The following is a 25,600-nucleotide window of genomic DNA, read 5'->3' as shown; positions in this document are numbered from 1 at the left end:
CCCTTCGACAGGCTCAGGGCGAACGGGGAAAGTGAAGATTCCATGCGCATCCTCGGCATCGACCCCGGCCTGCAGACCACGGGCTTCGGCGTCATCGAGGCCGACGGGCCGCACCTGAGCTACGTCGCCAGCGGCACGATCCGCACCAAGGACGCCGCGCGCGGCGACCTGCCCGGGCGGCTGAAGATCATCTTTGAGGGCGTGCGCGAGGTGCAGTCGCGCTACGCGCCCACCTGCGCCGCGGTCGAGATCGTGTTCGTCAACGTCAACCCGCAGAGCACGCTGCTGCTGGGCCAGGCACGCGGCGCGGCGCTGGCGGCGCTGGTGTCGGGCGACCTGCCGGTGTCGGAGTACACCGCGCTGCAGATGAAGAAGGCCATCGTGGGCAACGGCCACGCGCGCAAGGAGCAGGTGCAGCACATGGTGATGCGGCTGCTCTGCCTGCCCTCCCCGCCCGGCCCCGACGCGGCCGACGCGCTGGGCATCGCCATCGCGCATGCCCACGCCGGCACCTCGCTGGCGGCCATGGCCAGCGCAGGCGGCGAACTGGAGCGGCGCGCGCACGCGCTCTATCGCAAGGGACGGGCGTACTGAGCGCTGCCGCGGGCGCCGCTACGGCGTCCACCAGTAGCGCACGACGTGGAAGAACACCGGCGCGGCGAAGGTGATGGAGTCCAGCCGGTCCATGTAGCCGCCGTGGCCGGCGATGGACTGGCCCCAGTCCTTGGCACCCAGCGAGCGCTTCACCGCCGACATCACCAGCCCGCCCAGCACGCCGCAGGCGACGATCTGCGCCGCCAGCAGCGCCGCCATCGCCGGGCCGAAGGGCGTGACGCCGTGCAGCGCCGCGCCCAGCGCCACGGTGGACAGCGCGCCGCCCACCAGGCCTTCCCAGGTCTTGGAAGGGCTGAGCCGCGGCACCAGCTTGTGGCGGCCGAAGAGCTTGCCGAACACGTACTGCAGCACGTCGCTGATCTGCACCGTGAAGGTGAAGAAGAACAGCAGCTCCACGCTGCGGCCTTCGAAGCCGGGGATGCGCAGCATCAGCAGCGCCGGCGCGTGGCTCACGCCGTACACGCAGGCCATGAGCGCGAACACGATGCGCGCGTTGCGCGAGAGGAAGTCCTCCGTGTCCTGCGACAGCGCCGAGGCCGAGGAGATCAGCCCGAACATGTAGACCGGGATGAAGATGGCGAAGAGTCCGTACCACTGCACGCCCAGCAGCAGGTACTGCAGCGGCAGCGCCACGAAGAAGGCCAGGAACAGCGCCCAGTAGTCCGAGGGCTTGGTGGGCGTGAGCGTGAGGAACTCGCGCAGCGCCATGAACGAGGAGAAGGCGAACACCACCACCGTGGCCACCGGGCCCAGGGCCAGCGCCACGAACAGCACCGCCACCATCACCCACCAGGCGCGGATGCGGGCGTTGAGGTTGTGCACGGTCTCGCTGCGCCCGCCGGTGCGCGCGTGCAGCACGGCACCGATGAGGGAGGCCAGCACCAGGATCGCCAGCAGCAGCGCGCCGGTGCGCAGGAAGTACGGGCTCAGCGTCGCCATCGCGTCAGTCCCGCGCCAGCGCGCACACGGCGCCGCGCATGCGCTCCAAGAAGCATTTCTTGCCCTCGCCGCTCTCCAGCACCCGCGGCGCGCCGAAGCGCACCCGGCACAGCAGCGGCAGCGGCACCGGCGCGCCCTTGGGCCAGCTGCGGTAGAGGTTGTGCAGGTAGGCCGGCACCAGCGCCAGCCCGGGGTGCGCGTGCGCCAGGTGGTAGAGGCCGGACTTGAAGGCCGCGGGCAGCGGCTCGCTGCCGCGCGTGCCCTCGGGGAAGACGATCAGCGAGTCCCCGGCCGCCAGCGCCGCGTGCAGCGGCTCCAGCGCCTGCGCGCCGCCGGCCACGCGGTCGATCAGCACCACGCGCAGCAGGCGCTGCGCGACGTAGCGGCGCGCGGGCGTGGCGTTCCAGTAGTCGGCGCCGGCCACGGGGCGCACCTGCTCGCGCTGGTGCGCGGGCAGCGCCGCCAGCAGGATCAGCGTGTCGAGGTGGCTGCTGTGGTTGGCGAAGACGACGCAGGGCAGCGGCAGCGGCGCGTCGAACACGGCGCGCCCGCCCACGCCCCAGCGCACCAGGGTCAGCAGCGCGTCGCGCTGCAGCCGGTACCAGGCCTTCATGGCGCTTCCCCCCGCTTGCGCAGCTGCAGCGCCAGCGCGCGGGTGCGCGTGGCGCAGGTCAGCAGGCTGCCCGCGGCGATCAGCGCCACCGCGGCGCGCAGCGGCCAGGCCGTGGCGACGAAGGGCTGCAGCACGCAGGCGGCGGTGAGCAGCGCCATGCGGTGCTGCTTGGCCATGGGGCCGCGGAAGTCGTGGCCGAAGCCGCAGGCCGCGCCGAACACGCGCACGTAGGCCGTGAGCGCGGCGGCCAGCGCACCCAGCCAGCCCGCCGCCGGCCAGCCTGCCGCGTAGCCCGCGGCCACGATCAGCAGCGAGTCGGCGACGCGGTCGGGAAACTCGTTGTAGACGGCACCCAGCGCCGTCTGCCGCCCGTGCTCCACGGCCACCATGCCGTCGAACAGGTTGCACAGCAGCCGGCCCTGGATGCACGCCGCCGCCGCCAGCAGCCACCAGCCGCCGGCCCACAGCGCCAGCGCACCGCCGGCGGCGAAGGCGATGCTGAGCACCGAGATCTGGTTGGGACTGATGCCGCGCGCGGCGATGGCGCGCGCCAGCGACTGCGCCCAAGCGCTGCCGCGCACGCGCAGCTCGCGCCGGTCGCCGGATGCGGGCGTGGTCACGGCAGGCCTCCCCCTGGTCTTGTGGTGCCGGGGGCCATGGTAGGCGACGCGGCGCGCCGGCGTCCCCCGGTTGCGGCCTCATCGGCACGGGCGCCGCGTGTCGCGGCGCCGGCTCAGCGCGGTACCGCCAGGTCCAGGGTCCAGTACATGCGGTAGGTGCTGGCGCTGTTGCTGACGCAGGCCACGCCCACGTGCTTGAAGGCAGGCTTCATGAGGTTGGCGCAGTGGCCGGGGCTGGCCATCCAGCCGTCCACCACGGCCTGTACGGTGCCGTAGCCCGCGGCGATGTTCTCGCCCCAGGTGCTCCAGGCGTAGCCGGCCTGCGTGATGCGCGTGCCGGCGTTGCTGCCGTCGGAGCCGGTGTGGCTGAAGAAGTTGCGCGAGGCCATGTCCGAGGAGTGGCGGGCCGCGGCGCCCTGCAGCTTGTCGTTCCAGGCCAGCGCCGTGGTGGGCGCGAAGTTGCCGTAGCCGCCGCAGCTCGCACCGCGGGCCCGGTACGCGTTGATGCGCTGCATCAATTCAGCCTGGAAGTTGCCCAGGCCACAGTTGCTGCCGGCCACCACGGCCATGGCGCTCTCGGTGGACAGCGCCGGGGTGATCTCGGCCAGCGCCGCGGACAGCGCCGCGTGCATCTGGACCACGGTTTCCGAGGAGGACGAGGAGCTGAGCGTGGCGGCGTTGCCCGAGGCTGGCGCGTCGTCGGGCTCGCTGCCGCCGCAGGCGACCATGCCGAGGGCCATCAGCACGGCGGCCCCGGCACCGAGCAGGAACGGTAGCGAGGAGGAAGAGGGGGAAGGCGTCGTCATGGGCCGGCAGCATCGGGCCGCCGGCTTGGGTCACGCTTCAGGATGCAACCCGGTGCCTGCCTTCGCAACGTCCGGCCACAACCAGCGGCTCGCGGTCGCCCCAGGTGTGAACTATGTCCAACACCTTGAGGCCGCTACAGCAGCAGCGCCAGCCGCTCCAGCGCGATGACGCCGAAGAAGCCCAGGCCGGCCACCACGGTCCATTTCACGATCACCAGCCCGCGGCGGCGCCAGCGCACGTCGCGGGTGCCGATGTACATCGCGAAGCACAGCAGCCCGGCCACCAGCAGCAGCCCGAAGACGAGTCGGAAGATCAGCATGCGAGGGCGCGGCTCACCAGGCCGGCACGGGCTGCGCGAAGCCCTGCGGCGCCTGGCGCTCGTCCGCGAAGGTCACGATCTCCCAGGCCGAGGGGTCGGCCAGCAGCGCGCGCAGCAGCTTGTTGTTCAGGGCGTGGCCGCTCTTGTAGGCGCCGTAGGCCGCCAGCAGCGGGTGGCCGGCGATGTAGAGGTCGCCCATGGCGTCGAGGATCTTGTGCTTCACGAACTCGTCGTCGTAGCGCAGCCCGTCGGCGTTGAGCACGCGGGTATCGTCCACGACGATGGCGTTGTCCATGCTGCCGCCCAGGCTCAGCCCGCGCGCGCGCATGGCGTCCACGTCCTTGGCGAAGCCGAAGGTGCGGGCGCGCGCGATGTCGCGCTGGTAGCGCCCGGAGCCCAGGTCGAACTCCACGCGCTGCCCGGTGGAGTCCACCGCCGGGTGGTTGAACTCGATCTCGAAGCTCAGCCGGTAGCCGTGGTAGGGCTCCAGCCGGGCCCACTTCAGCGCAGCACCCTCGCCTTCGCGCACCTCCACGGGCTTGAGCACGCGGATGAAGCGCTTGGGGGCGTCCTGCTCCACCACGCCGGCGCTCTGCAGCAGGAACACGAAGCTCGCGGCCGAGCCGTCGAGGATCGGCACCTCCTCGTTGGTGATGTCGATCTGCAGGTTGTCGATGCCCAGCCCGCAGCAGGCCGACATCACGTGCTCGATGGTGTGCACCTTGGGCGCGCCCGGGTCGCCGCCCGGGGAGATGGTCGAGGCCAGCCGCGTGTCGCACACCGCTTGCGCATTGACGGGGATGTCCACCGGCACCGGCAGGTCGATGCGGCGGAACACGATGCCCGTGTCCGGCGCCGCGGGCCGCAGCGTGAGCTCGACCTTGTGACCGCCGTGCAGGCCCACGCCGACGGCGCGCGTGAGCGACTTGAGGGTGCGTTGCTTGAGCATGGCGCGAATTGTCCTTGATGCCCGGTGGCCGGACGGTGCTGGGGCCAAGCAAAGAAAGGCAAAGAAGCGCGAAGCGGGCATGAAGCCGCGAGATCGCGCGTCCGCGGGAGCCGCCAAGCAAAAGGGCCGCCTCGCGGCGGCCCGGTTTGCAGGCAGGTTCAGGAGTGGAGAGCCTTGGGCGCTCAGTCCGCCTGCTTGCGCAGGTAGGCCGGGATCTCGATCTCGTCCATGCCGTTGCTCGCCAGCGCGTCCACCTTGGCCGCGGCGCTGCGGCCATGGCGCCAGACGCTGGGCACGCTGTAGTCGGCATTGCCGGCGTTGCCGCCGGCCGGGGCGGCCAGGTTGTTGAGCACGGGCAGGTTGTCGGTGCCGGTGCGGGCGGTGCTGTGCACCATGCTGATGGCGGCCTGGGCGCGCTTGCCCGGGCTCAGGCCGGTGGCGATGACGGTCACGCGCAGCTTGTCGCCCAGGCTCTCGTCGTAGGCGGTGCCGTAGATCACGTGCGCGTCCTCCGCGGCGTAGCGGCGGATGGTGTTCATGGCGTTGCGCGACTCGGCCAGCTTGAAGGTGGCCTTGCTCGCGGCGATGAGCACCAGCACGCCGCGCGCGCCGGAGAGGTCGATGCCTTCGAGCAGCGGGCAGGCCACGGCGGCGTCGGCGGCCTTGTTGGCGCGGTCCGGGCCGCTGGCGGTGGCCGTGCCCATCATGGCCTTGCCCGGCTCGCTCATGACGGTCTTGACGTCCTCGAAGTCGACGTTGACCAGGCCGGGGATGTGGATGATGTCGCTGATGCCGCCCACGGCGTTGCGCAGCACGTCGTTGGCCTGCGCGAAGGCCTCGTCCTGCGTCACGTCGTCGCCCAGCGTCTCCAGCAGCTTCTCGTTGAGCACGACGATGAGGCTGTCCACGTTGGCTTCGAGCTCGTTGACGCCGCTGTCGGCCTGCTTCATGCGGCGCGCGCCCTCGAACTCGAAGGGCTTGGTGACCACGCCGACGGTGAGGATGCCCATCTCCTTGGCCGCGCGCGCGATCACGGGCGCCGCGCCGGTGCCCGTGCCGCCGCCCATGCCGGCGGTGATGAAGACCATGTGCGCGCCTTCGAGCGTCTGCTTGATGCGGTCCACCGCCTCCTCGGCGGCGGCCTGGCCCTTGTCAGGACGCCCGCCCGCGCCCAGCCCGCTCGTGCCGAGCTGGATGGTGTGCTGCGCCGCCGAGCGATTGAGTGCCTGCGCATCGGTGTTGGCGACCACGAACTCCACGCCTTGAACACCCTGGGCAATCATGTGGTCCACGGCGTTGCCGCCGCCTCCACCGACCCCGATCACTCGGATCTGGGTGCCCTGGTCGAATTCTTCGATCATCTCGATAGCCATGGTTTGCACCTCCTGATGTGCAATTGTTCCTAGGTTGACACAGCCGGGTTGCCTGCGATAGCCCAGCGTCAAAAATTCCCGAGAAACCAGTCGCGTGCGCGACCAAACATTGTTTTCACGCTCCCGGCCTGCGCCGCGGCCTTGATGCCGCGTGCCCTGGCCAGGCGTGCCTCCTCCAGCAAACCCATCACGGTGGCCGACCGGGGGTTGGCCACCATGTCATGCAGGGCGCCGTGATAAGTCGGCAGACCCTTGCGCACGGGTTTCAGAAAGATGTCTTCGCCCAACTCCACCATGCCCGGCATCACGGCGCTGCCGCCGGTGATGACGATGCCGCTGGAGAGCAATTCCTCGTAGCCGCTGTCGCGGATGACCTGGTGCACCAGCGAGAAGATCTCCTCCACGCGCGGCTCGATCACGCCCGCGAGCGCCTGGCGCGAGAGCATGCGCGGGCCGCGGTCGCCCAGGCCCGGCACCTCGACCTGCTCGGCCGGGTCCGCCAGCAGCTGCTTGGCCACGCCGAACTCGACCTTGATCTCCTCGGCGTCCTTGGTCGGCGTGCGCAGCGCCATGGCGATGTCGCTGGTGATGAGGTCGCCCGCGATCGGGATCACGGCCGTGTGGCGGATCGAGCCGCCGGTGAAGATGGCCACGTCGGTCGTGCCCGCGCCGATGTCCACCAGCGCCACGCCCAGAGCGCGCTCGTCGTCGGTGAGCACCGCCGCGCTGGAGGCGCTGGGGTTGAGCATGAGCTGCTCCACCTCCAGCCCGCAGCGGCGCACGCACTTGACAATGTTCTCCGCCGCGCTCTGCGCGCCGGTGACGATGTGCACCTTCACTTCCAGGCGCCCGCCGCTCATGCCGATGGGCTCCTTGACCTCGTGCCCGTCGATCACGAACTCCTGCGGCTCGACCAGCAGCACCTTCTGGTCGTTGGGGATGTTGATGGCCTTGGCCGTCTCCACCACCCTGGCCACGTCCACCGGCGTGACCTCCTTGTCGCGCACGATCACCATGCCGGTGGAGTTCTGCCCGCGGATGTGGCTGCCCGTGATGCCGGTGTAGACGCGGCTGATCTTGCAGTCGGCCATCATCTCGGCCTCCTTGAGCGCCTGCTGGATGCTCTGCACGGTGGCGTCGATGTTGACCACCACGCCGCGCTTGAGCCCGTGCGAGGAAGCCACGCCCAGCCCCGCCACGCGCAGCTCCCCTCCGGGCAGCACCTCGGCCACCACCGCCATCACCTTGGCGGTGCCGATGTCCAGCCCGACCACCAGATCCTTGTATTCCTTGGCCATTGCCTGCCTGCCCTCTATTTGGATTTCTTCGCCGCCGTTGCGGGCAGCGTGGTCGAGATGCCCTTCAGCTTCACCACGTAGCCGTCCTTGTGACGCAGGTCGGCATATTGCAGCGGACGCTCGTAGTGGGCCGTGACCTGCGCCAGCGTGCGCACGAAGCGCTCGCTGCGCGCGGCCACGTCCACGTCGTTGCCGCGGCCCAGCTCCACATGCGCGGCACCGCTGCCGCTGCCGCCGCCGCCGACCTCCACGCTCCAGGAGCCGCGCGCGCTGAGCTTCAGGCGCCGGATGCCGCCCAGCGGCTCGAACACCGGCGCCAGCCGCGCGTGCATCCCCAGCATGCGCGCGGCCCCGTCCTCGGGGCCTTCGAAGACGGGCAGACCCTCGTCCTCCACGTCGCCGACGTTGGCCTCGAAGATCTCGCCCTGCGTGCTCACGAGCCGGTCGCCGCCCTCCTCGCCGCCGTCCCAGATCGCCGCGGCGCGATGCTCCAGCAGCCGCACCTCCAGCCGGTTGGGGAAGACCCGGTGCAGCACCGCCTGGCGCACCCAGGGCAGCGCCTCGAAGGCCTCGCGCGCGGATTGCAGGTCCAGCGTGAAGAAGTTGCCCCGCAGCTGCGGCACGGCCTCGTTGCGCAGCTGCACCGGGGTGCTGCGCTCGATCTCGCCTTCGACGCTGATCACGCGCAGCGCGAACAGGGGCAAGCGCGACGCCCACTGCGCCGCCGCGGCCAGCAACCCCAGCACCACCAGCGTGTAGATCAGGCTGGCCACCGCGTTCGTGAGCCGCACGTCAGGCGGCAGCGGGGCCATTGCTCGGGCAACCATGGTCTTGTGTCCCGTCCCTTCAGCCCCGCGCGCCGCCGTCCAGCGCCGCCTGCGTCAGCAGCCGCAGGCACAGCTGCTCGTAGCTGATGCCCGCGGCACGGGCGGACATCGGCACCAGCGAGTGCCCGGTCATGCCCGGCGAGGTGTTCATCTCCAGCAGGAAGGGCTCGCCGTCGCTCTCGCGCAGCATCAGGTCGGCACGGCCCCAGCCGCGGCAGCCCAGCACGCGGTACGCGCACAGCACGATCTGCTGGATCCGGGCCTCCAGCGCGGCGTCCAGCCCGCTGGGCACGAGGTACTTCACCTCGTCGGTGAAGTACTTGTTGTTGTAGTCGTAGCCGGCGGCCGGCGGCACGATGCGGATCACGGGCAGCGCCTGGGCCGCATCGCCCTCGCCCAGCACCGGGCAGGTCAGCTCCGCGCCCTGGATGAACTCCTCGCACAGCACCACGCTGTCGTGGTGCGCCGCCAGCTCCACCGCGGCGGCCAGCTGCGAGGCCTGCTCCACCTTGGTCATGCCGATGGAGCTGCCCTCGTGCGGCGGCTTGACGATCAGCGGCAGGCCCAGCTCGGCCACCACCGCCGCCAGCCGCTCGGGGCTGCAGTCCTGGCGCCGCAGCACCACCTGGCGCGGCATGGGCAGCCCCTCGGCAGCCCACACGCGCTTGGTCATCACCTTGTCCATGGCGATGGCGCTGGCCATCACGCCCGAGCCGGTGTAGGGAATGCCCAGCAGCTCCAGCGCGCCCTGCACCGTGCCGTCCTCGCCATGGCGCCCGTGCAGCGCGATGAAGCAGCGGCTGAAGCTCTCGCTCTTGAGCTCGCCCAGCGGTCGCTGCGCGGGGTCGAAGGCCTGCGCGTCCACGCCCTGCGACAGCAGCGCCTGCAGCACCCCGTTGCCCGACAGCAGCGAGATCTCGCGCTCGGCGGACTCGCCACCCATGAGCACCGCCACCTTGCCCAGTGATTTCACGTTCATGTCTGTGCCCCTCCCTCGCCTCACTCGCCGCGCGGCAGCATCTCGACCAGGCGTCCCGGCACCGCGCCGATGGAGCCCGCGCCCATGGAGATCACCACGTCGCCCTCGCGCACGAAGTCGGCGATGGCCTGCGGCAGCGCACCCACGTCATCCACGAACACCGGGTCCACCTTGCCCGCCACGCGCAGTGCGCGTGCCAGGCTGCGCCCGTCGGCGGCCACGATCGGGCTCTCGCCCGCGGCATACACCTCGGCCAGCAGCACGGCGTCGGCCTGCCCCATGACCTTCACGAAGTCCTCGAAGCAGTCACGCGTGCGCGTGTAGCGGTGCGGCTGGAAGGCCAGCACCAGGCGCCGCCCGGGGAAGGCGCCGCGCGCGGCCGACAGCACAGCGTCCATCTCCACCGGGTGGTGGCCGTAGTCGTCGATGAGCGTGAAGCGGCCTTGGGCCGCCACCAGGTCGCCGTAGCGCTGGAAGCGCCGGCCCACGCCGCCGAACTTGGCCAGCGCCGCGGCGATGGGCGCGTCGGGAATCTCCAGCTCCGTGGCGATGGCGATGGCCGCCAGCGCGTTGCGCACGTTGTGCTCGCCGGGCAGGTTGAGCGTGATGCGCAGGTCCGGCATCTTCTCGCCGTTGCGCCGGCGCACCGTGAAGCGCATCTGCCCGCCAGGCAGCGCCTGCACGTCCACCGCGCGCACCTGCGCGTCCTCGCCCAGGCCGTAGCTCACCACCGGGCGCGAGACCATCGGCATGATCGAGCGCACGCCGGGGTCGTCGCCGCACAGCACCGCCGCGCCGTAGAACGGCATGCGGTGCAGGAACTCGACGAAGGCCCCCTTGAGCCGCGCGAAGTCGTGGCCGTAGGTGTCCATGTGGTCGGCGTCGATGTTGGTGACGACCGACAGCACCGGGCTGAGGTTGAGGAAGGAAGCGTCGCTCTCGTCGGCCTCCACCACGATGTGCTCGCCCTTGCCCAGCGCCGAGTTGGCGCCGGCGCTGTTGAGCTTGCCGCCGATGACGAAGGTGGGGTCCAGCCCGGCCTCGGCCAGCACGCTGGTGACCAGCGAGGTGGTGGTGGTCTTGCCGTGCGTGCCGGCGATGGCGATGCCGGCCTTCAGCCGCATCAGCTCGGCCAGCATCAGCGCGCGCGGCACCACGGGCACGCGCTTCGCGCGCGCGGCGATGACTTCGGGGTTGTCGCCGCGCACGGCGGTGGAGGTCACCACCGCCTGCGCGCCCTGGATCTGAGCGGCCTCGTGGCCGATGAAGACGCGGATGCCCAGCTCCGCCAGGCGCCGCGTGGTGGCGCTCTCGGACTGGTCCGAGCCCGAGACCACGTAGCCCAGGTTGTGCAGGATCTCGGCGATGCCGCTCATGCCGGCGCCGCCGATGCCGACGAAATGGATGTGCTTGACGGCGTGTTTCATGTCTTGACGAGCTTTTCGATGGTGTCGGCCACGCGCGCGGCAGCGCGCGGCCGGGCCAGGGCGCGGGCCTGCCGCGCCATGGCCAGCAGTTGCGAACGCTCCAGCGACGCCAGGCGCTGCGCCAGCGCCTGGGGGGAGAGCTCGGACTGCGGCAGGTGGATGGCGGCGCCGTGCTGCGCCATGTAGGCGGCGTTGTCGCGCTGGTGGGAGGTGGTGCTGACGATCAGCGGCACCAGGATGCTGGCCACGCCCGCGGCACAGAGCTCGCTCACCGTCACCGCGCCGGCGCGGCACAGCACCACGTCGCAGTCCGCCAGGCGCCGGGCCATGTCGTCGATGAAGGGCAGCAGCTCGGCCTGCACGCCGGCCTGGGCGTAGGCGGCGCGCACGCTGTCGATGTGGGCGGTGCCGGTCTGCTGCGTCACCAGCGGGCGCTGCGCCGGGTCCATCAGCGCCAGCGCCGCGGGCAGCGTCTCGTTGAGCACCTTGGCGCCCAGGCTGCCGCCCACCACCAGCACGCGCAGCGGCCCCTGGCGCCCGGCGAAGCGCGCCTCGGGCGCGGGCAGCGCCTCGATCTCGGTGCGCACCGGGTTGCCGGTGACGGTGGCGTGCTTCGTCGCCGTCGCGGCCTGGCCGTCGAAGCCGAAGGCCACGCCGTCGGCCACCGGCAGCAGCGCCTTGTTGCTCAGCAGCAGCGCCGCGTCGGCGTTGACCAGCACCAGCGGCTTGCCCAGCGCAGCGGCCATCATGCCGCCGGGGAAGCAGACGTAGCCGCCCATGCCCAGCACCGCGTCGGCGCGGCGCCGGCGCAGGATGCCCAGGCATTCGATGAAGGCCTTGAGCAGCCGCATGCCGCCGGTGAGCGTGTGCACGAGCCCCTTGCCGCGCAGGCCGCTGAAGCCGATGCGGTCCAGCGTGATGCCCGAAGGCGGCACGAGCTTGTTCTCCATGCCGGCGGGCGTGCCCAGCCAGCTCACGCTCCAGCCGCGCTGCTGCATCTCGCGCGCCACGGCCAGGCCCGGGATCACGTGCCCGCCGGTGCCCGCCGCCATGATGACGAGGTGGCGGCTCATGCGCGGCCTCCCCGCATCAGCGCGCGGTTCTCGATGTCGACCCGCATCACCAGCGCCAGCGCCACGAGGTTCATCAGAATGGCCGAGCCGCCGTAGCTCATGAGCGGCAGCGTCAGGCCCTTGGTGGGCAGCAGCCCCAGGTTCACGCCCATGTTGATAAAGGCCTGGCCGCCCATCCAGATGCCGACGCCCTGCGTCATCAGACCGGCGAAGACGCGGTCCAGCGCGATGGCCTGGCGGCCGATGTGGAAGATGCGCCGCGTGAGCCAGAAGAAGGCGCACACCACGATCGCCACGCCCACGAAGCCCAGTTCCTCGCCCACCACCGCCAGCAGGAAGTCGGTGTGCGCCTCGGGCAGGTAGTGCAGCTTCTCCACGCTGTTGCCCAGGCCCTGGCCGGTGAGCTCGCCGCGGCCCAGCGCGATGAGCGAGTGCGTGAGCTGGTAGGCCTTGCCCTGCGCGTACTTCTCGTCCCAGGGATCGAGGTAGGCAAAGATGCGCTGGCGGCGGAATTCGCTGAACACGATCATCAGCACGAAGGCGCCCACCAGCACCGCCACGCTGAGGAAGAACATGCGGCCGTTGACGCCGCCCAGGAACAGGATGCCCAGCGCCACGGCGGCGATCACGATGAAGGCGCCCATGTCGGGCTCGGCCAGCAGCAGCACACCGATCACGCCCAGCGCCACGGCCATCGGCAGCACCGCCTTGAAGAAGCGCTCCTTGATGTCCATCTTGCGCACCATGTAGCTCGCGGCGTACATGGCGATGCCGACCTTGGCCGCCTCGCTGGGCTGGAAGTTCATGATCCCCAGCGGGATCCAGCGCCGCGCGCCGTTGACCGACAGGCCCACGTGCGGGATCAGCACCACCACCAGCCCGACCAGCGAGCCCACGAACAGGTAGGGCGCCCATTTCTCCCACTGCGCCACCGGCACTTGCACCACCAGCAGCGCGGCCACGAAGCCGATGCCCAGCGCGGCCAGGTGCCGCACCAGGAAGTACGTGGGCGTGTAGCGCGCGAAGCGCGGGTTGTCCGGCAGCGCCACGGTGGCCGAATAGACCATCACCAGCCCCAGCGCCAGCAGCCCGACCGTGACCCACAGCAGGCCCTGGTCGAAGCCCGAGAGCCGCGCGGGCTGCGCCGGCGCGGTGCGCACGAAGTCGCGCACGGGCAGCGAGTACTCGCGCGCCGTCGCGCGCGCTCCCCGCAGCCGGCTCAGCAGGGCTTTCACAGCGACTCCCCTCGCTCGGTGGCCAGCGCAGCCACCGCGGCCACGAACACCTCGGCCCGGTGCGCGTAGTTGCGGAACATGTCCAGGCTCGCGCAGGCCGGGCTCAGCAGCACGGCATCGCCCTCGCGCGCCTGCCCGAAGCACCAGGCGGTGGCCGCCTCCAGGGTGTCGAAGCGCTGCATCGGTACCTCGGTGGTGGCCAGCGCGTCCTGCAGCGCCGGCGCGTCGCGCCCGATCAGGGCCACGCCGCGCGCGTAGCGCGCCACGGGCTCGGCCAGCGGGGCGAAATCCTGGCCCTTGCCGTCGCCGCCCAGGATCACCAGCAGCTTGGCTGGGTCGCGGTCCGAGCCCAGGCCGTTGAGCGCAGCCACCGTGGCGCCGACGTTGGTGCCCTTGCTGTCGTCGAAGGCCTCCACGCCGCCGACCATGCCCACCGGCTCCACGCGGTGCGGCTCGCCGCGGTACTCGCGCAGGCCGTGCAGCATCGGGCCCATCGGGCAGCCGACGGCGCTCGCCAGCGCCAGCGCGGCCAGCGCGTTGGCAGCGTTGTGGCGGCCGCGGATGCGCAGCGCATCCGCCGGCATCAGGCGCTGCAGCCGGATCTCAGGCTGCTCGTCGCGGCGGCGGCGCGGGCCCACCGGCTCCTCGTCGCCTTGCGCGCGCACCAGCCAGGCCACGCCGCGCTCCTCGATCAGGCCGAAGTCGCCGGGAACGCGCGGCACGTCCAGCCCGAAGTGCACGACGCGGCGCGAGACCACGCGCGGACGCCCGCCGCGCACCGCGGCCTTGACCACCGTGGGCGGCGGCACCATGGCCTCCACCGCCGGGTCGTCGCGGTTGACGACCATCACCGCGTCGCGGCCGTAGATGGCGGCCTTGGCGCGGGCGTAGGCCGCCATGTCGCCATGCCAGTCCAGGTGGTCCTGCGTCACGTTGAGCACCACCGCCGCATCGGGCTCGAAGCCCTGCACGCCGTCGAGCTGGAAGCTGGAAAGCTCCAGCACCCAGGCCTCGGGCAGGTGCAAGAACACCGGCGCGGGCGGCGGCGGGGGCGGCAGCGCCGGCGCATCGGGCGCGGACAGGTCCACGGCGGCGGACGCGGCAGCCTCGGCGGCAGCGCCCTCGCCGTCCTGCGCCGGTGCCCCGACGGCAGCTTCGGCAGCCTCGGCCGTCTCAGCGGCAGCAGCGGCGTCGGCCTCGGCCTGCGGCTGCGGGAAGGTCTCCTGCGCCAGCGCCTGCGACAGCGTGTCCAGCAGCGTCGGGCCGATGTTGCCGGCGGTGGCCACGCGCAGCTCGCAGCGGCGCAGCAGCAGCGAGGTCAGCGAGGTGACGGTGGTCTTGCCGTTGGTGCCGGTGATGGCCACCACCCGCGGCGCGTAGCCGTGGCGCTCCTTGAGCGCGGCCAGCGCGCGCGCGAACAGGCCCAGCTCGCCCTCGATGCGCACGCCGATGGCGCGCGCGGCGGTGAGCAGCGGCTCGATGCGCGCGTCCTGCGGCGACAGCCCCGGGCTCTTGAGCAGCAGCTGCAGTCCCTGCAGCTGCTCCGTCGGCAGCAGCTCGCCGTGGAACACGGGCACCTCGGGCCACTCGGCCCGCAGCGCCGCGGCCTGCGGCGGCTCGGCGCGCGAGTCCCAGACGCGCACCCGCGCGCCCTCCGCGGCGCACCAGCGCGCCATTGCCAGGCCCGAGTCGCCCAGGCCCAGCACCAGCACCTGCACGCCCTGCAGGTCGGCCATGGGAGAAGTGGAAGCGGTGGTGCTCATGGCCGTGTCTCAGCGCAGCTTCAGCGTGGCCAGGCCCAGCAGGCACAGCAGCATGGTGATGATCCAGAACCGGATGACGACCTGCGTCTCCTTCCACCCGGACTTCTCGAAATGGTGGTGCAGCGGCGCCATGAGGAAGATGCGCCGCCCCACGCCGAAGCGCTTCTTGGTGTACTTGAACCACGCCACCTGGGCCATGACCGACAGCGCCTCGACCACGAACACGCCGCCCATGACCGCCAGCACGATCTCCTGGCGCGTGATCACGGCGATGGTGCCCAGCGCCCCGCCCAGCGCCAGCGCGCCCACGTCGCCCATGAACACCTCGGCCGGGTGCGCGTTGAACCACAGGAACGCCAGCCCCGCCCCGGCCATGGCCGAGGTGAACACCAGCAGCTCGCCGGCGCCGGGGATGTAGGGGAACAGCAGGTAGCGGCTGTACACCGCGCTGCCCGTGACGTAGGCGAACACGCCCAGCGACGCGCCCACCATCACCACCGGCATGATCGCCAGCCCGTCCAGGCCGTCGGTGAGGTTCACCGCGTTGGAGGCGCCCACGATCACCACGTAGGTCAGCGCGATGAAGCCGAACACCCCCAGCGGGTAGCTGATGGTCTTGAAGAAAGGCACGATCAGGTCGGCCTTGGGCGGCAGGTCGTTGGAGAAGCCGCTGCCCACCCAGCGCATGAACAGCTCGATCACGCGCATCGCCGAGGTCTCGCTGACGCTGAAGGCCAGGTACAGCGCCGCCACCAGACCGATCACGGACTGCCAGAAGTACTTCTCGCGCGACCGCATGCCCTCCGGGTCCTTGCGCACCACCTTGCGCCAGTCGTCGACCCAGCCGATGGCGCCGAAGCCGAAGGTGACGATCATCACGATCCACACGAAGCGGTTGGCCCAGTCGAACCACAGCAGCGTGGACACGGCGATGCCCAGCAGGATCAGCACGCCGCCCATGGTGGGCGTGCCGCTCTTGACCATGTGCGCCGCGACGCCGTATTCGCGGATGGGCTGACCGATCTTGAGCTCGGCGAGCTTGCGGATGACCAGCGGGCCGAAGCCGATGCCGATGAGCAGCGCCGTCATCGCCGCCAGCAGCGCGCGCAGCGTCAAATACTGGAACACGCGCAGGAAACCCAGGCGCTCCGGGTACAGCTCGGCCAGCCATTGCGTGAGCAGGAGCAGCATCAGCGCACCTCCCCAAGCAGCGGCAGCACGCGTTCCATGCGCATGAAGCGGGAACCCTTCACCAGCACCGAGGCGGCCTCGCCCAGCTGCGGCAGCGCCGCGGCGAGGTCGTCCGCCGAGGCGAAATGGCGCGCACCGGCACCGTAGGCCTCGGCCGCGTGCGCGCACAGCGTGCCCGCGCACCAGAAGGTCTCGATGCCGCGCTGCGCCGCCAGCGCACCCACCTCGCGGTGGAAGGCCGGGCCCTGCTCGCCCACCTCGCCCATGTCGCCCAGCAGCAGCGCCCGCGGCGCGGGCAGCGCGGCCAGCACCTCGATGGCGGCGCGCACGGAGTCGGGGTTGGCGTTGTAGCTGTCGTCCACCAGCGGCAGCTCGCGGCCGCCGCGCAGCAGCTTCTTCAATTGCGAGCGGCCGGCCACCGGTTGGAAGGCCTCCAGGCCCTGCACCACCGCCGCCAGCGGCGCGCCTGCGGCCAGCGCGCAGGCCGCCGCGGCCAGCGCGTTGCGCACGTTGTGCTCGCCGGGCATGCGCAGCACCAGGCGCGCCGAGCCCAGCGGCGTGTCCAGCGCCACCGACCAGTGGTCCGCCAGCCACTGGGCCTGGCCCTGCACCTCGCCGCCCGGGCCGAAGCGCAGCACGCGCCGCGCGCCGGCCAGCTCGGCCCACAGGCCGCTGAAGGCGTCGTCGGCCGGGAACACCGCGCAGCCGTCCGCGCCCAGCGCCTGGATCACGCTGCCGTTCTCGCGCGCCACCGCCTCCACCGAGGCCATGAACTCCTGGTGCTCGCGCTGCGCGTTGTTGACCAGCGCTACCGTCGGCTGCGCGATGCGCGCGAGCTCGGCGATCTCGCCGGGATGGTTCATGCCCAGCTCGACCACGGCCGCCTGGTGGCCGGGGCGCAGCCGCAGCAGCGTCAGCGGCAGCCCGATGTGGTTGTTGAAGTTGCCCGCCGTGGCCAGCGCCGCATCGGCGAGCCAGGCGCGCAGGATGGCCGCTGCCATCTGCGTGACGGTGGTCTTGCCGTTGCTGCCGGTGACGGCGATCAGCGGCAGCGCCGCGAAGCGCGCGCGCCAGCCGGCGGCCAGCGCCTGCAGCGCCGCCAGGGTGTCGTCCACCAGCAGCCCGGGCAGGCCGGCCTCGGCCAGGCCGCGCTGGGCGATGGCCGCCGCCGCGCCGGCGCCGCGCGCGGCGCCCAAGTGGTCATGGCCGTCGAAGCGATCGCCGCGCAGCGCGACGAACAGGTCGCCCGGCTGCAGGCTGCGCGTGTCGGTGTGCACGCGCGAAAGCACCGTGTCCGGCGCACCCACCAGGGTGGAACCGGGCAGCAGCGCCTGCGCCTCGCGCAGGGTCAGCATGGTCATGCGCGCCTCCCGTGGAGGGCGCTCAACGCCGCAACGCGGCCGTGCCGCGTTGCCGAAGTCGAATGGAAAGCAGTTGGATGAGTCATGGCTGCGCCTGTCGCGTCCGCAACGCGTTCAGCGCCTCGTCGATATCGGAGAAGGGCAGCTTGCGGCCGCCGACGTCCTGGTGGTCCTCGTGTCCCTTGCCGGCGATGAGCAGCACGTCGGCGGGGTCTGCCGAGCGCACCGCGTCGAGGATGGCCTGGCGGCGATCCTCGATGACCGCAGCCCGGGCGCCCTGCGGCAACCCGGCTGCGATCTGCGCCAGGATGGCCCCCGGCGGCTCGGACCGCGGATTGTCGCTTGTCAGCACCACGTCATCTGCAAGACGTTGTGCGATTGCGCCCATCAGCGGGCGCTTGGTGGCGTCCCGGTCGCCTCCGCAACCGAACACGCACCACAGCCGCCCGCCGCGCGCGCGCGCCAGCGGCCGCAGCGCGGTGAGCGCCTTCTCCAGCGCATCGGGCGTGTGGGCGTAGTCCACCACCACCTCCGGCGCCGGGGCGCCGGCGTCGGCGCGCACCTGCTGCATGCGCCCGGGCACGGGCGTGAGCAGCGGCACCACGGCCGCGGCTTCGGCCAGCGGCACGCCCAGCGCGCGCAGCGCGCCCAGCACCGCCAGCAGGTTGCTGGCGTTGTAGTCGCCGATGAGGCTGCTGCGCACGGCGTGCGAGCGTCCGCCTTCGCTCAGGTCGAAGGCCAGGCCGCCGCCCTCGTAGCGCAGGCCCTCGGCGCGCAGCCGCGCGGGCTGCTGCAGCGAGTAGGTCCAGAGGTCAAGGTCGGCGCGCGCGGCCAGCTCCTGCGCCAGCGCCGCGCCCTGCGGGTCGTCGAGGTTGATGACCGCGGCGCGCAGCCCCGGCCAGTCGAAGAGCACGCGCTTGCAGGCCCAGTAGGCCTGCATGTCGCCGTGGAAGTCGAGGTGGTCGCGCGTGAAGTTGGTGAACTGCGCCACCGCGATGCACGCGCCGGCCAGGCGCTGCTCCACCAGCCCGATGGAAGAGGCCTCCAGCGCGCAGGCCTGGAAGCCCGCGTCCGCGAAGCGGCGCAGCGCCGCGTGGAAGCTCACCGGGTCGGGCGTGGTCAGGCCCGTGAACTCGATGGCCGCGCCCTCGCGCGTGCCCGCGCGCGGCGGCTCGCCGATGCCCAGCGTGCCCACCAGGCCGCAGCGCCGCGACAGCGCGGTGAGCGCCTGCGCGGTCCACCAGCTTGTGGAGGTCTTGCCGTTGGTGCCGGTGGCGGCGACCAGCTCCAGCGCCGCGCTGGGCGTGCCGAAGAAGGCGCCGGCCACCAGGCCCGCGGCCGCCTTGAGCCCGGGCAGCGTCGCGATGCGCGCATCGTCGAAGCCGAAGGCCTCGACACCCTCGGCGGCCACGAGGCAGGCGCCGGCGCCGGCCTCCAGCGCGCCGGCCACGAAGCGGCGCGCGTCGTGCGCCGCGCCCGGCCAGGCCATGAAGGCGTCGCCCGGGCGCACCTGTCGGCTGTCGCTGCGCAGCGTGCCCGTGGCGCGCTCGCGCAGCCAGCGCGCGGCCGCGTCGGCGTCGGCCAGCTCAGTCACTGCCATCGCTTCCCCCTCCCCGGCGGCGTGCGCCGATGCGCCGTCGCCTTGTAGTCATCCGTTGCGGGCGCAGCGGCCCGGTGCATCCATGCGGCGGCCATCAGAAGCTCTCCGGCTCGGCCGGCACGGCCTTGGTCACGATCTGGGGCTTGACCTCCAGGTCAGGCTCGACGTTCTTCAGCCGCAGCGTGTGCTGCACCACCTGGCTGAACACCGGGGCGGCCACCGCGCCGCCGAAATACTTGCCGTTGCTCGGCTCGTCCACCATCACCGCCACGATCACGCGCGGCTTGTCCACCGGGGCCAGGCCCACGAACCAGGAGCGGTACTTGTTGCTGGCGTAACCGCGGCCTTCCTGCTTGTGCGCGGTGCCGCTCTTGCCGCCTACCGAGTAGCCGATGGTCTGCGCCAGCGGACCGGTGCCGCCGGGGCCGGCGGCCATCTGCAGCATCTTGCGCACCTGGCGTGCGGTCTCGGGCTTGAACACGCGCAGCCCCGGCGGCGGCGCGTCCTGCTTGAACATCGACACCGGCACCACCTCGCCGTCGCGCGCGAAGGCGGTGTAGGCCTGTGCGATCTGCAGCAGCGAGGCCGACAGGCCGTAGCCGTAAGCCATGGTCGCCTGCTCGATGGGCTTCCAGGTCTTCCACGGGCGCAGCCGCCCGGTGACGGCGCCGGGGAACTTGAGCTGCGGCTTGTGGCCGAAGCCCACGTTGGAGTAGAGCTCCCACATCTCGCGCGGAGGCATCTGCAGCGCCAGCCGGGCCGCGCCGATGTTGCTGGACTTCTGGATCACCTCGGCCACCGTGAGCATCGGGTGCGCGTGCGCGTCGCGGATGGTCGAGCCGCCCACCACCAGCGAGCCCGCACCGGTGACCACGGGCGTGTCCACGCGCACGCGCCCGGTTTCCAGCGACTGCGCGGCGATGAAGGGCTTCATCGTCGAGCCGGGCTCGAAGGTGTCGGTGAGCGCGCGGTTGCGCAGCTGGTTGCCGTTGAGCTTGCCGCGGTCGGCCGGGTCGTAGCTGGGGTAGTTGGCCAGCGCCAGCACCTCGCCGGTCTGCACGTCCACCACCACCACGCTGCCGGCCTTGGCCTTGTGCTCGGCCACCGCGTCGCGGATGCGCTGGTAGGCGAAGAACTGCACCTTGGCATCGATGGACAGCGTGATGTCGCGCCCGTCGATGGGGTCGAGCTGCTGGCCCACGTCCTCGATCACGCGGCCGAGCCGGTCCTTGACCACCTCGCGCGAGCCGTCCTTGCCCTGCAGCTCGCGCTGGAAGGCCAGCTCGATGCCTTCCTGCCCGGTCTGCTCCACGCCCGTGAAGCCCACCACGTGCGCGGCGGCCTCGCCCTCGGGGTAGCGGCGCTTGAACTCCGAGACCTGGTGCACGCCCTTGAGGTTGAGCGCCTTGACCTTGGCCCAGGTCTCGTCCTCGACCTGGCGGCGCAGCCACACGAAGTTGGGGTTGTCCTGCAGCCGCTTTTCCAGGTCGGGCGGGTTCATGCCCAGCAGCCGTGCCAGCTCGGCGCGCTGCGCCGGGGTGGAGTCGGGGTTGAGGTCCTTGGGGATGGCCCACACCGAGGGCGCGGCCACGCTGGTGGCCAGCAGCGCGCCGTTGCGGTCGAGGATGCGGCCGCGGCTGGCGGGCATCTGCAGCGTGTGCACGTAGCGCTTCTCGCCCTGCTGCTGGAAGAAGTCGGTGCCGATGACCTGCACGTAAGCCGCGCGCGCCAGCAGCGCCGTGAAGCCGATGCCCACCATCGCCACCAGCAGCCGCGAGCGCCACGGCGGCGTCTTGGACGCCAGCAGCGGGCTGGTGGCGTAGTTGACGCTGCGCACGCTGACGCCGCCGGCGCGCGGGTGGAGCGCGCTCATCGCCGCACCTCCGACGCCGCGGCGTCCACGTAGAAAGTCACGGCCGGCGTGGCCGTGCGCATGGACAGCCGCTCGCGCGCGACCTGCTCCACGCGCCCGGAGGTGGCCTGCGCCTCGCGCTCGGCCTGCAGCCGCTTGAAGTCGCGCTCGTGCTGGCGCTCCTCGGTGCGGGCGCGGTCCAGCGCCGTGAACAGCTGGCGCCCCTCGTAGGTGATCTTCACCATGTACATGCAGCTGCCCACCAGCGCGGCCAGCAGCAAGAAGTTCAGCCGCGTCATCGGCCCCTCCCCGCGGGCGCCGCGGCGCGTGCGCCGCGCGCGCCACCGGCCTGCAGCGGCACGCCGGCCTCGAACGGCACCTCGGTGCGCTCGGCCACGCGCAGCACCGCCGAGCGCGAGCGCGGGTTGGCGGCCACCTCGGCCGCCGAGGGCCGGATGCGTTCGACCGCGCACAGCCGCGACGGCACCGGCGGCGCGAACGGCGCGCGCCGGTCCACCTCGGCGCGGCTCTCGCGCGCCATGAAGGTCTTGACGATGCGGTCCTCCAGCGAGTGGAAGCTGATCACCGCCAGCCGCCCGCCCGGGGCCAGCAGCCCCAGCGCCGCGCTCAGGCCCTGCTCCAGCTCCTGGAGCTCGCCATTGACGTGAATCCGAAGAGCTTGAAAGGTGCGCGTGGCGGGGTCCTGCCCCGGCTCACGGGTCTTGACCGCACCAGCCACGAGGGCGGACAGCTCGGCGGTGCGCTGGAGGGGCTGCCCGCCTGTCCTGCGAGCCACAACCGCCTTTGCAATCGGGACAGCAAACCGTTCTTCGCCATAGTCGCGGATCACCTGTGCTATCTGGCGCTCGTCGGCGCGCGCCAGGAACTCGGCCGCGCTCTCGCCGCGCGTGGGGTCCATGCGCATGTCGAGCGGGCCGTCGAAACGGAAGCTGAAGCCGCGTTCGGGCGTGTCGATCTGCGGCGAGGACACGCCGATGTCCAGCAGCACGCCGTCCACGCGCTCCACGCCCAGCGCCGCCAGCACCTCGGCCATGGCGCCGAAGTTGGCGTGGTGGATCGAGAAGCGCGGGTCGGCGATGGCCGCCTCGCCCGAGGTGGCCGCGGCCAGCGCCTCGGGGTCGCGGTCCAGCGCGATGAGGCGCCCGCGCGGACCCAACCGCTGCAGCAGCAGGCGCGAGTGCCCGCCACGGCCGAAGGTGCCGTCCACGTAAACGCCGTCGGGGGCGCCGAACACGGCGTCCACGGTTTCATGCAGCAGCACCGTCTGGTGTTGCCCGGGAGAAGAAGAACGCATCACGCGATGAAATCCTGGATCGCAGCCGGCATTTCGGAGCTCATCACCTGCGCCTCGTGCGCCGCCAGACGCGCGCGATCCCACAGCTCCAGACGCGAACCCATGCCAATGAGCATCACGTCACGCACCAGCCCGGCAGCCTCGCGCAGCTCCGGCGCCACCAACACACGCGAGGCGCCATCCATGTCCACATCCAGCGCGTTGCCCAGGAACACGCGACGCCAGCCGTCAGCCGCCATGGGCAGCTGCAGCAGCTTGTCGCGGAACTGTTCCCACGCCGGACGCGGAAACATGAACAGGCAACCCGCCGGGCTCTTGGTGAGGGTGAGCTGGCCATTCGACAGGGCCATCAGCGCATCGCGGTGACGAGAAGGGACGGTAAGACGCCCCTTTCCGTCCAGCGTCAACGCCGCAGGACCCTGAAAGACATGACCAGCCACAACACCCCACTTCCAACCACTTTTCTCCACTGTACCGGAGTGGCACACCCGGGTCAACTTTTCCGGCGCAAAAAATTCAATGAAATCAACAAGTTAGACGTGGAATTGAATCCCGTTTGAGAGTAAAAAAGTGCTGCAGAAATAAGGACTTGCGCCCCCCACTGAAAGTGAATGGTGAGATGGGCTCATGGTTTTGGGCGCGCGCAAGGCACGAGAAATAAATCCCGGCCGAATTTCCCCGCCTTCAGGAACAGGGCTTGCCGCCCTCCAGGCTGGATGCCACGCGCAGGAGGATCACCATGACGACCGACGCCCACAGCCGCCAGCAGGAAGCCAAGCGCCTTGAGGGCCAGGCCCAGCAGCCCGAGGAGAAGGTGCCCACCTACCAGGAGTTGCTCGACGAGGCGGTGGACGAGACCTTCCCGGCCAGCGACCCGATCTCGCCCAGCGCCGCGATGAACGCCGACAAGAAGATCTCCACCAGCAAGGACAGCCACGACTGGACGCTGCAGCCCGGCGCCTGCCCGCCGGAGCAGGAGAGCCCGCAGCAGGACCCGCAGGCCCCGGACAAGCGCTGAACCGGCAGCGCCGGGCCCCGGCCCGGAAGGCGGCGATTGTCGTCGCCGCGACAGCGCTTTTCAGCGCCAGCGCTCGGCGGGCAGTGTGAAATTGAAACGCTCGCCCGGGTGCAGCACCTGCACCCGGTCCTGCAGCCCCGCCGCGCGTGCCGCCGCTAGGAATTCCTCCAGCGAAGACTTGAACACCGGGTAGTCGTCGTTGTGGATCGGGATGGCCCGCCTCGGCTGGATCAGCCGCAGCGCCTGCACGCCCTGCTCCGCGTCCATGGTCAGCAGGATGCCGAACAGCCGCGTGCCGCCCAGGTGAAGCAGCGCCAGGTCGATGTCGGGAAAGCGGCGCGGGATTTCCGCCAGCGCGTCGTGGATGAGCGTATCCCCGCTGATGTAGATGCGCCACGCCGGCGTGCCGCCCGGCGCCAGCAGCTCCACGAGGCTGCCCATGGTCTGCGGCAGCGCCGCGTGCAGCACCGGCGGACCGTGCCGCGCCGGCAGCGCCGTCACGCGCAGCCGCGCCGCGCCCTTCTCCAACTCGATTGCCTGCCAGGTGGCCAGCGCGTGCAGCGACCGGAATCCCCGCTCGGCCAGCTGCCGCACCGCGTGTGGCGTACTGATGATGGGCAGCAGCTTGTCGAGCTTCTGCTCGGCCACCTGGTCGAAATGGTCGCCGTGGTAGTGCGACAGCAGCACCGCGTCCAGCGGCGGCAGCTGCTCGATGCCGAGAGCCGGCTCGGTCAGCCGCGGCGAGCTGATGCCGTAGCCCAGCTGCGCATGCTCGCCGCGGTGCAGGAAGTTGGGATCGGTCAGCAGCGTGAAGGGACCCAGCCGCAGCACCACGGTGGCCGTGCCGATGAAGTGCACCGAGCCGCCGGGCACGCCACCCTCGCCCGGCGCGGACGCCGCGGCGCCGCTCCCGGCCACCAGCGGCAGCTTCAGCGTCGGCGGCACCTCCTGCCGCTCCTGGGCGCGCAGCGGCGCGGCGCCGGGCCCCAGGCAGGCCAGCCCCGCCGCCATCAGCAGCCACCGGCGCCGCGGTCCGACCTCGGCCTCGTGCATGCGCAGTTCCATGGGCGCTGCCGGCAAGGCCCATTCCTGTCCGGGGCGGGGAACGAGGCTTGCCGACGTTGCCTGACCCTTTGACCCCTCTTGAGGGACCCTTGAGGAGACTTGCCATGAGTGCCGTTCCCCCCAGCAGCGACCAACCCGCCGACGGCCGCGATGCCGCCGCCGATCCCAGCCGCACGCCCATGAACCCGGGCGACCAGGCGCCTCCCGGCACGCCCGGCACCGGCGAGGACGTCTGCCCGCGCTGCGGCGGCAGCGGCCAGCTCGGCGCCAGCGCCTGCCCGGACTGCGGCGGCAGCGGCAAGGTCAACGTGGGCATCGGCGGCGCCTGAGACAGCGCCGCCCTTCGCCCCACCCCACGCCAGTGCCCGCGATGGCCGCTAATCCCTTCGATTGCGAGGCGGCCGTCGTCGGCGGCGGCCCGGCCGGCCTGACCGGCGCAATCTACCTGGCGCGCTTCAAGCGCAGCGTGACGGTGCTCGATGCCGGCTTCAGCCGCGCCGCGAAGATCCCGCGCAGCCACAACATGCCCGGCTACCCGGAGGGCGTGGTCGGCGCGGAGCTGATCGCCGCCATGCGCGCCCAGGCGCACCTCTACGGCGCGCAGGTGGAGAAGGCGTGCGTGCAGCGGCTGCAGCGCATCGAGGGCGGCTTCGCCGTGCACTTCGACGACGGCCGCGAGCCCCTGCGCTGCCGCAGCGTGCTGCTGGCCACGGGCGTGAGCGACAACGCGCCCGCGATGCCGCAGCTGGCACAGGCGCTGCGCGACGGCGCGCTGCGCTACTGCCCGGTGTGCGACGGCTTCGAGGTCATCGGCTGCCACGTGGGCGTGCTCACCGACCGCTGCGCCGGCGTGCGCGAGGCGCTGTACCTGCGCCACTTCAGCGACCGCGTCACGCTCTACTTCACGCAGCGCGTGGAGGTCAGCGAGGAGGACCGCCAGCGCCTGGCCGCCGCCGGCGTCGCCCTGCAGCCCGCGCCGGTGCGCGCCTTGCGCCTGCGCGAGGGCGCGGGCGTGCGCGTCGAGCATGAGGACGGCGCCGACGACTGCGACGCCCTCTACGGCGCGCTGGGCCTGCGCGTGCATTCGCAGCTCGCCACCGCGCTGGGCGCGGCGCACGACGACGATGGCTACCTGCTCACCGACAGCCACCAGCGCACCAGCATCGAGGGCCTGTACGCAGCGGGCGACGTGGCGCAGAGCCTGAACCAGATCACGGTGGCCGCCGGCGGCGCCGCCATCGCCGCCGCGGCCATGCACCGGGCGCTGGGCCTGCCGGGCTGAACGCTGCTGGCACGGCCTGGGCACGGTGGTTGCCGAAACGCTCTGCCAAGCCGTGACAGGCGCGCTGCGCCCAGCCGAG

26 protein-coding genes are annotated in these 25,600 nt (G+C 71.8%); 4 read left to right on the top strand and 22 right to left on the bottom strand.

Features of this window, described 5'->3' with window-relative positions; translation table 11 throughout:
* The first annotated feature begins 42 nt into the window (after positions 1 to 42).
* On the top strand, positions 43 to 594 hold the full coding sequence (ruvC, locus tag H537_RS0129010) for a crossover junction endodeoxyribonuclease RuvC (protein ID WP_029000663.1): 552 nt from the start codon (positions 43 to 45) through the stop codon (positions 592 to 594).
* Between the two features lie 18 nt (positions 595 to 612).
* Here the strand turns inward: ruvC and H537_RS0129005 are convergent, their stop codons facing one another.
* The 21 genes from H537_RS0129005 to H537_RS0128905 form a co-directional block, all read right to left on the bottom strand.
* Positions 613 to 1,545: a phosphatidate cytidylyltransferase gene (locus H537_RS0129005; protein WP_375136341.1), complete on the bottom strand. Its 933-nt coding sequence runs from the start codon at positions 1,543 to 1,545 to the stop codon at positions 613 to 615.
* Between the two features lie 13 nt (positions 1,546 to 1,558).
* Positions 1,559 to 2,167, bottom strand: a complete 609-nt coding sequence (locus tag H537_RS0129000) for a lysophospholipid acyltransferase family protein (protein WP_029000661.1) — start codon at positions 2,165 to 2,167, stop codon at positions 1,559 to 1,561.
* Positions 2,164 to 2,787 (bottom strand): CDP-alcohol phosphatidyltransferase family protein, encoded by a 624-nt coding sequence (locus H537_RS0128995; protein WP_029000660.1) that lies wholly within the window; start codon positions 2,785 to 2,787, stop codon positions 2,164 to 2,166. The genes H537_RS0129000 and H537_RS0128995 overlap by 4 nt, the downstream gene beginning before the upstream one ends.
* Before the next feature lie 113 nt (positions 2,788 to 2,900).
* The gene (locus tag H537_RS0128990; protein ID WP_238446835.1) at positions 2,901 to 3,593 is read right to left on the bottom strand and encodes a CAP domain-containing protein; all 693 of its coding nucleotides are present in this window, start codon (positions 3,591 to 3,593) and stop codon (positions 2,901 to 2,903) included.
* A 134-nt stretch (positions 3,594 to 3,727) separates the two neighbouring features.
* Positions 3,728 to 3,913 (bottom strand): hypothetical protein, encoded by a 186-nt coding sequence (locus tag H537_RS0128985; RefSeq protein ID WP_029000658.1) that lies wholly within the window; start codon positions 3,911 to 3,913, stop codon positions 3,728 to 3,730.
* 13 nt (positions 3,914 to 3,926) lie between these two features.
* Positions 3,927 to 4,862, bottom strand: a complete 936-nt coding sequence (gene lpxC / locus H537_RS0128980) for a UDP-3-O-acyl-N-acetylglucosamine deacetylase (protein ID WP_029000657.1) — start codon at positions 4,860 to 4,862, stop codon at positions 3,927 to 3,929.
* A 182-nt stretch (positions 4,863 to 5,044) separates the two neighbouring features.
* Positions 5,045 to 6,235 (bottom strand): cell division protein FtsZ, encoded by a 1,191-nt coding sequence (gene ftsZ / locus H537_RS0128975; RefSeq protein ID WP_029000656.1) that lies wholly within the window; start codon positions 6,233 to 6,235, stop codon positions 5,045 to 5,047.
* A 68-nt stretch (positions 6,236 to 6,303) separates the two neighbouring features.
* On the bottom strand, positions 6,304 to 7,533 hold the full coding sequence (gene ftsA, locus H537_RS0128970) for a cell division protein FtsA (protein WP_029000655.1): 1,230 nt from the start codon (positions 7,531 to 7,533) through the stop codon (positions 6,304 to 6,306).
* Positions 7,534 to 7,547: 14 nt separating this feature from the next.
* A complete protein-coding gene (locus H537_RS0128965) occupies positions 7,548 to 8,360 on the bottom strand; it encodes a cell division protein FtsQ/DivIB (RefSeq protein WP_029000654.1) in 813 nt (270 codons plus the stop codon).
* 19 nt (positions 8,361 to 8,379) lie between these two features.
* A complete protein-coding gene (locus H537_RS0128960; RefSeq protein ID WP_029000653.1) occupies positions 8,380 to 9,339 on the bottom strand; it encodes a D-alanine--D-alanine ligase in 960 nt (319 codons plus the stop codon).
* Between the two features lie 20 nt (positions 9,340 to 9,359).
* On the bottom strand, positions 9,360 to 10,766 hold the full coding sequence (murC, locus tag H537_RS0128955) for a UDP-N-acetylmuramate--L-alanine ligase (protein ID WP_029000652.1): 1,407 nt from the start codon (positions 10,764 to 10,766) through the stop codon (positions 9,360 to 9,362).
* Positions 10,763 to 11,839, bottom strand: coding sequence for an undecaprenyldiphospho-muramoylpentapeptide beta-N-acetylglucosaminyltransferase (gene murG / locus H537_RS0128950; protein WP_029000651.1), 1,077 nt, complete (start codon positions 11,837 to 11,839; stop codon positions 10,763 to 10,765). Before murG ends, murC begins: the two co-directional genes overlap by 4 nt.
* Positions 11,836 to 13,074, bottom strand: a complete 1,239-nt coding sequence (ftsW, locus tag H537_RS0128945; protein ID WP_029000650.1) for a putative lipid II flippase FtsW — start codon at positions 13,072 to 13,074, stop codon at positions 11,836 to 11,838. The genes murG and ftsW overlap by 4 nt, the downstream gene beginning before the upstream one ends.
* On the bottom strand, positions 13,071 to 14,837 hold the full coding sequence (locus tag H537_RS0128940; protein ID WP_238446834.1) for a Mur ligase family protein: 1,767 nt from the start codon (positions 14,835 to 14,837) through the stop codon (positions 13,071 to 13,073). The genes ftsW and H537_RS0128940 overlap by 4 nt, the downstream gene beginning before the upstream one ends.
* A gap of 9 nt (positions 14,838 to 14,846) precedes the next feature.
* Positions 14,847 to 16,028, bottom strand: coding sequence for a phospho-N-acetylmuramoyl-pentapeptide-transferase (gene mraY / locus H537_RS0128935; RefSeq protein WP_029000648.1), 1,182 nt, complete (start codon positions 16,026 to 16,028; stop codon positions 14,847 to 14,849).
* Positions 16,028 to 17,383: a UDP-N-acetylmuramoyl-tripeptide--D-alanyl-D-alanine ligase gene (locus H537_RS0128930; protein WP_051243506.1), complete on the bottom strand. Its 1,356-nt coding sequence runs from the start codon at positions 17,381 to 17,383 to the stop codon at positions 16,028 to 16,030. The genes mraY and H537_RS0128930 overlap by 1 nt, the downstream gene beginning before the upstream one ends.
* A gap of 88 nt (positions 17,384 to 17,471) precedes the next feature.
* Positions 17,472 to 18,989, bottom strand: coding sequence for a UDP-N-acetylmuramoyl-L-alanyl-D-glutamate--2,6-diaminopimelate ligase (locus H537_RS0128925; RefSeq protein ID WP_029000646.1), 1,518 nt, complete (start codon positions 18,987 to 18,989; stop codon positions 17,472 to 17,474).
* A gap of 94 nt (positions 18,990 to 19,083) precedes the next feature.
* Positions 19,084 to 20,862, bottom strand: coding sequence for a peptidoglycan D,D-transpeptidase FtsI family protein (locus H537_RS0128920; protein WP_029000645.1), 1,779 nt, complete (start codon positions 20,860 to 20,862; stop codon positions 19,084 to 19,086).
* Positions 20,859 to 21,140 (bottom strand): cell division protein FtsL, encoded by a 282-nt coding sequence (gene ftsL, locus H537_RS0128915; RefSeq protein WP_029000644.1) that lies wholly within the window; start codon positions 21,138 to 21,140, stop codon positions 20,859 to 20,861. Before ftsL ends, H537_RS0128920 begins: the two co-directional genes overlap by 4 nt.
* A complete protein-coding gene (gene rsmH / locus H537_RS46150) occupies positions 21,137 to 22,156 on the bottom strand; it encodes a 16S rRNA (cytosine(1402)-N(4))-methyltransferase RsmH (RefSeq protein ID WP_084151009.1) in 1,020 nt (339 codons plus the stop codon). The genes ftsL and rsmH overlap by 4 nt, the downstream gene beginning before the upstream one ends.
* The gene (locus H537_RS0128905; protein WP_029000643.1) at positions 22,156 to 22,596 is read right to left on the bottom strand and encodes a division/cell wall cluster transcriptional repressor MraZ; all 441 of its coding nucleotides are present in this window, start codon (positions 22,594 to 22,596) and stop codon (positions 22,156 to 22,158) included. Before H537_RS0128905 ends, rsmH begins: the two co-directional genes overlap by 1 nt.
* Positions 22,597 to 22,895: 299 nt before the next feature.
* On the opposite strand from H537_RS0128905, the gene H537_RS46145 reads away from it, so the two are divergent.
* Entirely contained in the window at positions 22,896 to 23,174 is a 279-nt protein-coding gene (locus H537_RS46145; RefSeq protein ID WP_043460407.1) for a hypothetical protein, read from the top strand.
* Between the two features lie 60 nt (positions 23,175 to 23,234).
* Here H537_RS46145 and H537_RS0128895 read toward each other — a convergent pair whose 3' ends face one another.
* On the bottom strand, positions 23,235 to 24,239 hold the full coding sequence (locus tag H537_RS0128895; protein ID WP_211235098.1) for an MBL fold metallo-hydrolase: 1,005 nt from the start codon (positions 24,237 to 24,239) through the stop codon (positions 23,235 to 23,237).
* A gap of 104 nt (positions 24,240 to 24,343) precedes the next feature.
* Here H537_RS0128895 and H537_RS46140 point away from each other — a divergent pair, with 104 nt between their 5' ends.
* Complete coding sequence (locus H537_RS46140; protein WP_043460405.1) at positions 24,344 to 24,568, top strand: hypothetical protein; 225 nt, start codon at positions 24,344 to 24,346, stop codon at positions 24,566 to 24,568.
* A 41-nt stretch (positions 24,569 to 24,609) separates the two neighbouring features.
* Complete coding sequence (locus H537_RS0128885; RefSeq protein ID WP_029000641.1) at positions 24,610 to 25,521, top strand: NAD(P)/FAD-dependent oxidoreductase; 912 nt, start codon at positions 24,610 to 24,612, stop codon at positions 25,519 to 25,521.
* Positions 25,522 to 25,600 lie beyond the last annotated feature (79 nt).

Origin of the sequence: Azohydromonas australica DSM 1124, assembly GCF_000430725.1 — a bacterium.
Classification (GTDB): Bacteria; Pseudomonadota; Gammaproteobacteria; order Burkholderiales; family Burkholderiaceae_C; genus Azohydromonas; species Azohydromonas australica.
This window is presented reverse-complemented; position numbering and strand designations above follow the sequence as displayed.